General features: G+C 63.6%; 10 protein-coding genes. All 10 read right to left on the bottom strand.

Features of this window, described 5'->3' with window-relative positions; genetic code table 11:
- Nucleotides 1-13 precede the first annotated feature (13 nt).
- Nucleotides 14-991, bottom strand: coding sequence for a histidine phosphatase family protein (locus VIN30_RS02355; protein WP_338208962.1), 978 nt, complete (start codon nucleotides 989-991; stop codon nucleotides 14-16).
- 173 nt (nucleotides 992-1,164) lie between these two features.
- Nucleotides 1,165-1,938: an amino acid ABC transporter ATP-binding protein gene (locus VIN30_RS02350; RefSeq protein WP_338208960.1), complete on the bottom strand. Its 774-nt coding sequence runs from the start codon at nucleotides 1,936-1,938 to the stop codon at nucleotides 1,165-1,167.
- 10 nt (nucleotides 1,939-1,948) lie between these two features.
- Nucleotides 1,949-2,602 (bottom strand): amino acid ABC transporter permease, encoded by a 654-nt coding sequence (locus VIN30_RS02345; RefSeq protein ID WP_326426615.1) that lies wholly within the window; start codon nucleotides 2,600-2,602, stop codon nucleotides 1,949-1,951.
- A gap of 337 nt (nucleotides 2,603-2,939) precedes the next feature.
- Nucleotides 2,940-3,794, bottom strand: coding sequence for a transporter substrate-binding domain-containing protein (locus VIN30_RS02340; RefSeq protein WP_326426613.1), 855 nt, complete (start codon nucleotides 3,792-3,794; stop codon nucleotides 2,940-2,942).
- Nucleotides 3,795-4,159: 365 nt separating this feature from the next.
- The gene (locus VIN30_RS02335) at nucleotides 4,160-5,332 is read right to left on the bottom strand and encodes a 4Fe-4S binding protein (RefSeq protein WP_338208957.1); all 1,173 of its coding nucleotides are present in this window, start codon (nucleotides 5,330-5,332) and stop codon (nucleotides 4,160-4,162) included.
- Nucleotides 5,333-5,350: 18 nt separating this feature from the next.
- Nucleotides 5,351-6,682 (bottom strand): molybdopterin-guanine dinucleotide biosynthesis protein B, encoded by a 1,332-nt coding sequence (gene mobB / locus VIN30_RS02330; protein WP_338208954.1) that lies wholly within the window; start codon nucleotides 6,680-6,682, stop codon nucleotides 5,351-5,353.
- 157 nt (nucleotides 6,683-6,839) lie between these two features.
- Nucleotides 6,840-8,363, bottom strand: coding sequence for an alanine/glycine:cation symporter family protein (locus VIN30_RS02325; RefSeq protein ID WP_326426608.1), 1,524 nt, complete (start codon nucleotides 8,361-8,363; stop codon nucleotides 6,840-6,842).
- Between the two features lie 453 nt (nucleotides 8,364-8,816).
- Complete coding sequence (locus VIN30_RS02320) at nucleotides 8,817-9,344, bottom strand: shikimate kinase (protein ID WP_326426607.1); 528 nt, start codon at nucleotides 9,342-9,344, stop codon at nucleotides 8,817-8,819.
- 63 nt (nucleotides 9,345-9,407) lie between these two features.
- Complete coding sequence (locus VIN30_RS02315; protein WP_338208951.1) at nucleotides 9,408-11,144, bottom strand: DUF2207 family protein; 1,737 nt, start codon at nucleotides 11,142-11,144, stop codon at nucleotides 9,408-9,410.
- The gene (locus tag VIN30_RS02310) at nucleotides 11,144-11,815 is read right to left on the bottom strand and encodes a potassium channel family protein (RefSeq protein ID WP_326426603.1); all 672 of its coding nucleotides are present in this window, start codon (nucleotides 11,813-11,815) and stop codon (nucleotides 11,144-11,146) included. Before VIN30_RS02310 ends, VIN30_RS02315 begins: the two co-directional genes overlap by 1 nt.
- Between the last annotated feature and the right edge of the window lie 4 nt (nucleotides 11,816-11,819).

Raw genomic sequence — 11,819 nt, 5'->3', positions numbered from 1 at the left:
CGCGAACAGCCCCTCAGTTGCGGTGGTGCAGATGGCCGGTTTCGCCCACCGACTCCACGGTAACTTCCTCGTTGTCCCACCGAACCTTGGTAATGGAGGCGTTCTTGATCTTCGGGGGATCGCTCACCCGCTCGGGCGCGTAGATGAACACCAGCGAGCGAATGAGCAGCGCGTGACTAACCACCAGCACGTTACCGCCCCCGCGGGCTTCCACCGACCGCCCGCAATCGTCGATGAACGAACGCAGCCGACGGGTGATGGTCGCGAAATCCTCGGCTCGGCGCGTCTCGTCCACGCGGAACAAGTAGTCGGCGATCTCGTTCAAACGCTCGTTTTGCTCCTCGCGGGGCAGGTCGTCGCCGAACAGGTCGAACATGCGGTTGCGCAGACGCAATGCCGGCTCGCCTTCCAAATCGCCGAAGCACCACTCGCGCAGCCGCACATCGCAGCGCGCGGGCACCGACGCCTCTATGCGGGGAATGAGGGGCAGCGCCAGAAGCGTGTAAGCCGGATAGCTCACCCAATCCAGTTCGTTAACAGGCGGCCGCCAGTCCTCGGCCAGGGTCAGCCAGCGACAATCGGCCTCGGTGGCCTCGTCGGTGTCGGGTACGGGGGAGTGGGGCTCCAAGCAGCCGCGCGAGCGCAGAAGTTCCTCGATCGCCGCTATTTGCCCCTCGTGGTCGAGCGCCTCTTCCGCAAACAGCTCGGCGGCCTCGTCGGCCTTCACCGGCCCGTCGGCAACGGGCAGCCCTCGGCGCAGACGCATGCGCTCGTTCTCGCGCGCCTCCAGCGCAATGGACAGCGTGTGCTGGGCGCGTCCGCTGTCGCTGGTGCACGCGCCCACGAATTCCACGTCGGCCAAACCCTGGCCCAAGCGGTAGGCGTCGTAAATACCCGATGAGGTGAGCGGGGAGTCGCACCAGCCCTGCACGCGATTCTGCACGTTGAACTGGGTTTCGCCATGACGGGCGAAGTAAAAGGTAACCGCCACGGGAACACCCCCTTTGCCTGAGCTTCTCCTGCCGACGACGCGGTCGCGGACGCTCATGAGGGTATCCTGCCGGCTGTGCCATCGCACCTAGCTTGCGCTTATTGACAGAGGAATTATGCCCCCAGTACGGGCATGTTGCAAGAATCTTCTCCGTTGAGCGGACTCCAAGGAAGCTAGTCGCGATCGTAGTTCGCTAGGAAGGCGCGGGTGCGGTCGTGTTGCGGGTTGTTGATAAGCTCGGATGCCGGCCCCTGCTCCACGATAACGCCACCGTCCATGAAGATGATCTGGTCGGCCACATCGCGCGCGAAGCCCATCTCGTGGGTGACGATGACCATGGTCATGTGCTCGTCGGCCAAATCGCGGATAACCTTCAGCACCTCGCGGGTAAGCTCGGGGTCCAGCGCGCTCGTGGGCTCATCGAAGAACAGCACGTCGGGGTTCATAGCCAGCGCCCGGGCAATGGCCACGCGCTGCTGCTGACCGCCCGACAAATCGCACGGCACCATGGCCTCCTTGTCGGCCAGGCCCATCTTCGCCAGCAGATCGCGCCCGCGGGTCAGCGCCTCGCCCTTCGGCATCTTCTGCACGCAGATGAGCGCATCGGTGACGTTCTGCAGCACCGTGTAGTGCGGGAACAGGTTGAAGTTCTGGAACACCAAGCCGAAGCGTGTCTTCGCCTTCGCAATGGTGGCTTTGTCGCTGTACACGGCGCGTCCATCGGCGTTGCTCGCGCACACCACCAAATCGCCATAGGAAAGGTCGCCCGCATCCAGCGTCTCCAGCAGCGTCATACAGCGCAGAAGCGTCGACTTCCCGCCGCCCGACGGCCCGATAACCGCCAGCACGTCGCCCGCATTCACCGTCAGCGAAATGTCCTTCAGAACCTCATTGCTCCCGAAGGCCTTCTTCCCGTTCACCAGGCTTACAACCGCTTTGCTCTCCATGAAACGCTCCCTAATCGTGATAGTAATCGAGACGCTTCTCGACGCGATTCAGAATGAATTCGATGATCAGGCAGAACACCCAGTAAATGAGCGCCGCAATAGCGTAGGGAATCATGGACACCTCGCTGGCCGCCAGGGCCTTCGCCGCCGAGAACATCTCCATGATGCCCAGCACGAAGGCAAGCGAGGTATCCTTCACCAGCGTGATCACCTCGTTGCCCATGGCGGGCAGAATGCGCTTCATCACCTGGGGCAGCACGATTTTCATGAACGTCTGGGCCTTGGTGTAGCCCAGCACCGTGGCAGCCTCGTACTGGCCGCGCGGGATCGACTGGATGCCCGAGCGGTAGATTTCCGCGAAGTAGGCGGCGTAGTTCAGGATGAAGCCGATGGCGCAGGCCCAGAACTTCCAGTCGCTGCCCATGTTCAGCCCAAGCAGATAGTAGGGCCCGAACATGATGGCCATCAGCTGCAGCATCAGCGGCGTGCCGCGTAAAATGGAGATGTACAGCTGGGCGATCCACGCCAGGGGCTTGAACCGGCTCATGCGAGCCAGCGCCACCACAATGCCTAGGGGCAGCGAGCCCACCAGGGTGATGACGAATATCTGGGCCGTTAGCCCGAACCCCTGCATCAGAATGCCCATCATAACGGGGAATTCCACGCGCTCACACTTCCTCTCTCTGCCAGCCTATACCCAAGCGCCCATGATACCGCACCCCAGCGCCACGAAGGGCGAAGCCCACCGGACTTCGCCCTCCCTATATATTTATCTCTCAGACCTCCGGAATGCGCCCAAGGAAGTCAGCGAGGTTCCGACAGGTGCCTGGAATTCGCTTGAAGGGCGGCCGAGTGGCCTTCGTGCCACGAGGGAAAGCCCTGAATGCGAAGGCCAGGTGCCTGTCGGAACCGCAGCGTCGGCCGGTTCGTTCGTCCCGCCAGGGCGAACGAAGCCAAGGCGTCGGAGCCGCAGCGTCGGCGTTGATTAATGGCAAAAGCCATTAATCAACAAGGACCCAGTTGTCGATGGTAATGCCGTACTCGCCCCACTTCTCGCACAGCTCGGCGATGGTGCCGTCGTCGTACATTTCCTTCAGGGTCTTGTTCACCGCATCGATCATGGCCGCATCGCCGTCCTTCGCGAAGCCCACGGCATAGTGCTCGGTGGACAGGGGGTCCAGCTTCACGAACATATCGGGCTTGGCAGCCATCTGGTAATCGGCGATGGACAGGTCGCAAGCCACCGCGTCAACGGCACCGGATTCCAGCTGCATGAAGGCGTTGTTGTAGTCGCCGATGGTCTGAGCAGCGCCACCTGCGAAGGTGTCGGCCAGAGCCTTCTGACCTTCCTCGTCTTCCAGCACGTCCAGAGCAGCGGAATCCACCTGGGTCATCACGTTCTTACCGGCCAGATCTTCCAGGCTCTTAATGTCGGAGTCGGCACGCACAACCACCACCTGCTCATTCAGCATGTAGGGGTCGGAGAAGCTGTAGCCATCCTCGCGACCCTCCATGGTGAAGCCGTTCCAGATGCAGTTGATGGTGCCCTGGTTCAGCAGCGCGTCCTTAGCATCCCAATCGATGGGCTCAAGCTGCAGGTTCCAGCCATTGCGCTCGGCCACCTCGGCGGCCAGATCCAGGTCGAAGCCCACATAGTTGCCATCGTCGCCCAAGAAGCCGTAGGGCGGATAGGCGGCGTCGAAGCCCACGGTCAGCGTGGGGGCATCGGGATTCGTGGCGTTGTCGGCCGCATTGCCGTCGGTGGCGGTGTCGCCCGCGCTCGAGCAGCCGGCCAGCAGCGCCACACCCAGCGCCAGCGACGCGACCACGGCCGCGATCTTCGTCATCTTCTTCATAGGTCCTCCCTTATCGTCGGTTTCTCCCTTATCGAAGCTAGGGGATGTTGGCCCCACCGCTTCACGCTCCGCGACGAAGCTCCGTTTCGCCGCTTTATTTCTTTACTGTACTAAAGTACCGAAAGTGTTGGAGAGTATAGCACAGAACAACGCCGACGGTCGAAAGAGGCCGAAAACAGGTCGCGGCGAGAGTTGTCTGGCCTAAATGCAAGGCAAGCCCAACAGCCAGGCGCCGCAAGCCCCCACGAAGGGTCGATCCAGCGGCCAACACAAGAAGGAGCAGGTCAGATCGGGGGCCATCTCGCATTTCTGCAAGTTGGGGGCCAATCTGACCTGTCAGCCCAAGGTGGAAGGCGGCAGATCTTCTACTTTTTGCGGTTGAACAGCTTGTTGCCAGTTTTGGAGGCGGAAATCTCCACGAGGCGCGGTTCGAAATCGAACAGCTCGGCGGTGCGCACCACAGGGATAACCTCGATGCACTTCTTCAGGCACGCGTCGGCGCACAGGTTGCACTGCACGCAGTCGGCCACCGAGAACTCCATGTAGGCCTTACCCTCTTCGGGATGCTTGTCCAGGCTCTTGCGCAGGGCGTCGGTGGGACAGAACATCACGCACATGCTGCAACCCGAGCATTTCTCCACATCAACTTCCACGTCGCCGAAGATGCGCGTGAACATCTCGGGCTCGGCCGGGTTATCCGGGTCGCCGATGCGGCTCATGGCATCCAGAATATTCAGGTTGCGCTCGGCGGTGATGGTGGGCATCTTGCCGGCGCCGTTCTTCACACCCAGCTTCTCGCGCAGCGACTGCTCCTGCTTCTGCAGGTTCAGCTGGGCCAGCTTCTCGTTCACCATCTTCTCGGCCGCCGACTTCGCCACATCCTTGGCGTAGTGGCCCGACGAGGTGAAGAACTCGCGCCGCGCCGCGCCCACGGCCTTGCGCATGTCGGCCACCTGCACCGAGGCGGGAAACTCCGAGGTGCGCGTAATAGCGGCGTCGGACCCCATGGCGGCCAAAAGCGCGCGAGCCGACTCCACCGTGTCGTTAATGGCGGGCACCGCGCCACGGTACTTGCAGGTGCTGCAGTCGCCGTCCACCAGGCAGATCTCGGGAATGCCGCGAGCCACCAGCTCCACCAACAGCTCTTCCTCCATGCGGCCCAGGCAGGGCACCATGGCATACTTGTCGGGATCGCCCACGTTGCGGGCGGCCTTGCGGGCGCAGGCGATAACCGTCAGGCCGCCGGCCGCATTCGTGGTGTCGGCCACGGCGGCGGCCAAATCGTCGGGCATCGGGTCCATGGGCACCAGCGCCGAGGTGGGGCACACCGCCACGCAGGCACCGCAGGCCACGCAGGCACCGGCATCGATGTTCAGCTCGTTCTTCTCGATGGTGATGGCGTCGGCCAGGCACGCATCGGCGCACTTGCGGCACGACGAGTGGCGATTGCGCACGGCCACGCAGAAGGTGGGAATGGTGATGATGGCCTTGGTTTCCAGGGCGTCCATCATCTCCATGAGATCGTTCAGATTCGGCATGGCAGCATTCCCCTCCCGTTACTCGCCCAGATACATGTCTTCGATGCGCGCCAGATCTTCGGGCGTGTTCGCGTTCACGAAGCAGCCGCCGCGGGGCTCTACCTGCAACACCCGGTCCTGAGTGAAGGGCAGCACCGTCACGTCGTCGTCGCCGAAGAAACTCTGCATGCGCTTCTCACCCTGGCGCACGCGCTCGCGCACGGCGGTCAAGCAGCCGTCCTTGCGGTACAGGGCGTGCAGCGGCTCGAAGCCGTGCTTGTTCACGGGCGTGACCACGTCGGCGCCGCTCTCGTGCATGGCCAGGGCCTCGGCCACCACCAAGCGGGCGCTGGCGAACACCATGTCGCAGGCCACCACAGCCACATAGGGGTTCGTGGCCGCCTGCAGGGCCGTGTACAAACCAGGCAACGCCCCGCGCTCGTTGTGGATGTCGGCCACCAGGCGGATGCCGGCATCGGGGTACATCTCGTGCAGGAAGTCCAGCCGCTCGGCCTCGTTCGTAGTGATGATCAGCTCGTCGGCCACCGGCTGCAGGCGCTCAACCAAACGGCAGATGAGCGGGCGGCCCGCGAAGGGCACCGTGGCCTTCGACTGTCCCATGCGCCGCGACTCGCCGCCAGCCTGAATGACCACCGTCACGCGCGGGCGCACATAGCGCTCGCCCAGGAAGTCGGCCAACGCGGCAACATCATCCAGGTGGAAGGCTGGAATGCCGTACAGCGCCGCCGCCTCCCGAGCAGCGGGAATGTCGGTTACCACCGCCACGGTGCTGGCCGCGGGCATCTTCTCGCGCACATCGGCAGCAGGCCCAACCACATCGGCGGCAGCCCCAACCGCTTCGGCAGCCGCGGCAGCATCGGCATCGCGCACCCCCGAACAGCCGGCAGCAGCGCCGTCGGCACGCCCCAGCTGAGTGAAGTCGGCGCCCAGGGGCAGCCCCTCACGCGCACCGCGCAGAAACACCTCGGCCGTATGGGCATCGGCCTCGTTGGCCGCGCGCATGATCTCCACGGTAGGCAGACCGCTCTTGCGGTACCCCTCCACCACCACGATATCGTGCCCGGGCATCGATCGCACCAGGTCGGCGCATTCCTCCTCGCCCTCGATGGTCTTGATGCGCGCCACCTGGCCGGGCGCGGCAATCACCGTTTCCGAGGCCCCGGCCGCCCGATGGCGGTAGGAGTCCTTCCCCGGATAGTCGATATCGAACCCGCGGTGAGAATGATGCTTGATAGAGCCCACATCGATGCCGCGGCCCACCAGCTCGGCAATCAGCCGCTCGATCAGCGTAGTCTTCCCCGAGTTATGCCGCCCCACGATGGCCACCGCCGGGCTGGGTATATCGATCATGCTCTTCCTCGGATTCTCTTAACGGACGCCCGCCTCCCCAGGCTTGCAGCACGAGCACTGCCAGATCGCGTCCCTCGTCGTAGTTTCGGGCCAGTATAACGCAAAAGGGCGGCGACTCGCACGGAATCGCCGCCCTTCAAAGCCGGTGATGCGGAAGCTACTTCAAGCCCTCGGCATCGAAATTGGCCGCCTCCTCGATGTACTCCTCAACGGGATTGGGCCCGAAATTCTGCAGGTCGGCGGTGGTCCAGCACTCGCACGGCGGCATGCCCGGCACGCTGGAGGCCAAGAACACCGGATCCTTACCAGCCTTGCGCTGACGGGTGTAGTCGTCCAGCGCGGCCAGGGCCCACTTGCCCAGGAGCAGAATGGCCACAAGGTTGATGATGGCCATGAAGCCCATGAAGATGTCGGCCAGGTTCCACGCCAGATCGAAGCTGTTCACGCAACCGTAGAAGATGGCGGCCAGGCACAGCACGCGGAACACCAGCATGCCCCACTTCGTGTTCTTAAAGATGTAGCGGAAGTTGGTCTCGGCGTAGAAGTAGTTGCCGATAAGGCTGGAGAACGCGAAGGCGAAGATGGCGAAGGTGATGAAGTGGATACCCACCTCGCCCACGGCGTTGTTCACGGCCAGCTGCACCAGCGGCATGCCGTTCAGCGCCTGGGCGGCCTCGGGGTCCTGCACCCAGAAGATCATCACCATCATGGCTGAGCAGGTGCAGATGAGCAGCGTATCGATGTACACCGACAGGCTCTGCACGAGGCCCTGCTTCACCGGGTGCGACACGCTGGCAGTGGCGGCGGCGTTCGGTGCCGAGCCCATGCCGGCCTCATTGGAGAACAGGCCGCGCTTGATGCCCAGCATAACCACCGAGCCTGCGAAACCGCCGGCGATGGACTGGAAGTTGAAGGCCGACTCGAAGATGGTGCCGAACACGGCGGGCAGCTCGCCCAGGTTCGTCACCGTGGTCCACAGGGCCAGCGCGATGTAGGCAATGGCCATGATAGGTACGATGATGGACGTGATAATGGAGATGCGCTTCGCACCGCCGAAGATAACGAAGGCGGTGAACACGATGAGCACGATGCCCACGCCGATGGCGGTGCCGTTAGTGGCGTAATCGGGAATGTAGTACTCCAGCGCCGAGGTCATGTTGAAGGCCTGCAGGCCGTTGAAGCCGAAGGCGAAGCACAGGATGAGCGCCCAGGCGAAGATAATGCCGAGCCAGCGCTTGCCCAAGCCCTGCTGAATGTAGTAGGCCGGGCCACCCCGGAACTCGCCTTCCTTGCCGCGAATCTTGTAGATCTGCGCCAGAGTGGACTCGATGAAGGCCGAGGCCGCGCCGATGAGCGCCATGAGCCACATCCAGAAGATGGCGCCCGGGCCGCCGGTGGCCACAGCCGTGGCGATGCCGGCGATGTTGCCCGTGCCCACGCGCGAGGCGGTGGACACCATGAGCGCCTGGAAGGAGCTGATGGACTTCTGACCCTGCACGTGCTTCTTCTCGGTCAGCTGGGTGAACATATCCTTGATGTAGCGGATCTGCACGCCCTTGGTGCGAATGGTGTAGTAGATGCCCACGAACACCAGCAAGATCACCAGGATGTAGGTGTACATGAAGGAGTCGATCTCGCCCGTCCAGGCGACAAGCATCTCGTTGAGATTCTCAAAATCCATAGACGCTTCCTTTCCGAAAAGCGAGCAGGTCGCACAACCCCCACGCCTTCCCAGTCGGGGCACGCCTTTCTGCGCGCGAATCGGCACAGACGATGCAGCCTCTTCGATTCGCAGCAGGAAAACGGCCTCATGAACACGGTGCGCCAATCCCCGTCGGCGCGAAAACTTGACCCGTATTCTACACTACAGGCGGCTAAAGAACCGCGAGGCTGAGGGGTTATTTCGCTCGCAAGCCTTCTGCGGCGGCCACGCTTCGAAAAAACGCCTCGATTTCCAGTTTTCCACCTTAGCGCGCGCCGAAAATCGTTCAATAGGAAATCGACGGTTCTCTGGCCTGGTGTTTTTCTCGCATAGCATTTCGCGATCACGCCAGACGCGGCCTTACGGTGTGAAAATCTGGAAATCGAGGCGGAAAATCGGAAGCGCGAACGCAACGAAAGTGTCCGAGCGCCCCTACTTCAATGCCGCGGCTACCTTGCGGGCGGCGGCGGTGATGGTGAGGTCGTTCACGTCCACGGTGATGTCGGCATACTTCTCGTACAGCGGCAGGCGCTCGTCGTACAGGTCGCGCAGGCTCATGCCGATGCCGCCCTTCATCACCACGCCGCGGTCGGAGAAGTCGGCCAGGCGGTGCTTCAACTCGTCGAAGCTGATCTGCAGGTACACCACACGGCCGATCTTCCCCAGGTGATCCATGGCGGCCTCGCTGTAGACGGCCGAGCCGCCCGTGGCGATAACGGAATGCTGGAAGTCCATTTCCGACAGCACCTGATTCTCGATTTCGATGAAGGCGTCGGGGCCCAAGGTGTCGATGAGGCGCTGCAGCGATTTGTCGCAGGACTGCTGAATGAGCAGGTCGGCGTCGATGAAGTTCATGCAGAGAATCTTCGCCAGCACGATGCCCAGCGTAGACTTGCCGGCACCGGGCATGCCGATGAGCACGATGTTGTCGCGGCCGGGCTCGAAGGACTTCTCTTTCATGGGACGCTTCCTTTCCTCGGTGGGGCCAGGGGCATCGGCAGGGCGGCCGAATGCGCTGCGGCTCTATGATACCTCGGCGCGATGGTGCGCCGCGCGCAGAGCGGCGTCGAAGTTACGGGATAGTTGCGGAGCCAAGGCCGCAAGCTGGGCCGCCTTGGTGTCGGGCGCGTCATCAACGCACGACAGCACGCCAAACAGGTAGGCGTATGCCACCAGCTGGGCGCGCTCGCCATCGGTCAGCTGGTCGCGCTGGGCCTGCCAGCCGCCATCGCGCATCCAGTTGCGCAGGGCCTTCGCGTGGGCGGCGATATCGTTCGCCGCCGGCGTGCGCCGCATGGTGTAGTTCCCCAGCACGCCCACGCACAGGGCGGCCAGCAGCGCCAGCAGCCCCACAACCCAGCCCAGGAAGATGAACGAGCCCACGGCCGCAAGCGCCAGCACGGCAGCGGCCGCCAGCAGCACGTGCTGGGCGCGGCGACTGGCCTCGTCGAAGAAGTGACAGGGGGCCACCAGGGCGCTCAGCCTTCCCTGCCACTGCTGCACGGCGCGCAGGAAATCGGCCGGGCGCTCGTGGGCCGCTGCCGACAACTCGGTCAGCGACACGCTCTCGGCATCCTCCGAAAGCTCGTGCAACAGGGCCAGCGTGGCGCCGTCCAGGGCCTCGTCGGAAATCGACCCCTGCTGGGGAATCTCCAACGCCATAGGGCGCCCGTCGTCGCCCAGGCGCAGGCGCAGGGCACCGCGACGTATCATATCCAACACCGTGGCCACCACATCGTCGGGGCTCTCGTGGTTCCAGCGCCACAGACGCCCCAGCATGGCCGGAGCCAGATCGGTACCGGGCACCTCGCAGTAATAGTCATCGGTGAACGCCGGCGGTCGTTCGCGGCCCCACCGTGCATATACCGCCAGCGCGGCCGCCAACACCAGGAAGCTGAGCGCCAACACACCGATGGATAGCCCGTCGCGCAGCATCTTCTGGTGAGCGGCGCGATCGACCCAGCTTTCCTCGTAACGGGTGGTCCAGTAGTACTGCAGGCTGCCCTGATGCTCCAGCTTGGCCTCATCGCTGAGGTTGGTCAGCCATTGCACGGGGAACATCACCCGGGCGTCGGCATAGGCGGTGGGCGCCACCACCGGGTCGAAGAACTTCACCGAGCCGTCCAGCCCGATGTCCACTGTGCCGTCGGCCGGTCCGTGGCCCCAGGCGCGCACGTTGTCGCCAGGCTCCACCGCCGCATCGGCCGGCATGGGCAGCACCACCGTGGCCTTCACCTGGTGCATGGCCACCGCATAGTCGCGCGGGGCGTAGAACCACTGGAAGTCGGCGGCATCGTCGTAGGCCTCCACCGCATGGGTTACCTGATAGGACACCTCGAACACGGCCCGGTCGGGCAAATCGCGCACGAAGGCATACAGCTTCGATTGGAACTTGTCGTAGGACCAACCGTCGCTATCGGGCCGCCCTCCCTGGCGCCACGACAGCAGAAACGTGGTGGGCTCCAGCACCACCCATTCACCCGTCACGTTGTCGTCGCCATCGAGGGCGGCCATGCGCACATGGGCGATGGTCACTTCGGCATCTTCCGGAAAGCCCCCGTATAACCACGTGAGCGTCTCGCTTTTCGCCCCGTCGGCCGAGAAGTCGAAAATGCGCTGGTCGGTCACGAGCACCGAGCCGTCGGTCTCCACCTGGGCCACCAGATCGGCCTGATCGCAGCGGTAATCAGCCGCCCAGGCCGTCGCCGGGGCCGCAACCAGGAACAGCAGCAGCGCCACCAGGGCCAGGCGCGCCTTCACTACAGCCCCCGGAAGGCCTGGCGCACGTCGTCCAGCACGTCCTCGTCGGCTACCACGATGGCCTTGTCGCCCGGATACATCAGCGTATCGGGACCGGCCACTTCCACATCGCCCCCGCTGGACACGGCCGCGATGATGGCGTTATCGGGCAGCGGCACCTCTTCGATGAGCACGCCGTCCTCGTTGGAGAAGCGGCGCATACGCGGTACCACCACCTCGGCCAGCGCCACATTGCCATGGGTCAGCGACGACACCACCGACACGCTGCCGAGCAGGGCTTCCTCCTCAATAAGGTTCGCAATCAGTGTGGTGGACGACACGCATTCGATGCCCACCTCGCGGAAGATGCGCTCGTTTTTCGGGTTGTTCACGCGCGCAATGCAGCGGGGCACGTGGAATACCCGCTGGGCAATCTCGCACGACACCAGGTTCGAGTCGTCCTGACCCGTGGTGGCCACGAACACGTCGGCGCCGCGAATGCCGGCGTCCTCCTGATAGCGCGAGTCGCAACCATCGCCGTGGATGACCAGATAGCGGCCCTCCAGCTGCACCGACAGGCGGTCGGCCGTCGCCAGCTTCTCCTCGATCACGGCCACGTCGTTGCCGCTCTTCAGTAAGATGGAGGCCAGGTAAGAGCCGATTTTTCCGCCACCGGCGATAACGATGTACATGGCA

The sequence above is a fragment of the Adlercreutzia wanghongyangiae genome (assembly GCF_035989245.1).
In the GTDB taxonomy this organism is placed as follows: Bacteria; Actinomycetota; Coriobacteriia; order Coriobacteriales; family Eggerthellaceae; genus Adlercreutzia; species Adlercreutzia wanghongyangiae.
The sequence above is the reverse complement of the archived record's forward strand: the minus strand, read 5'-3'. Positions and strand labels throughout refer to the sequence as shown.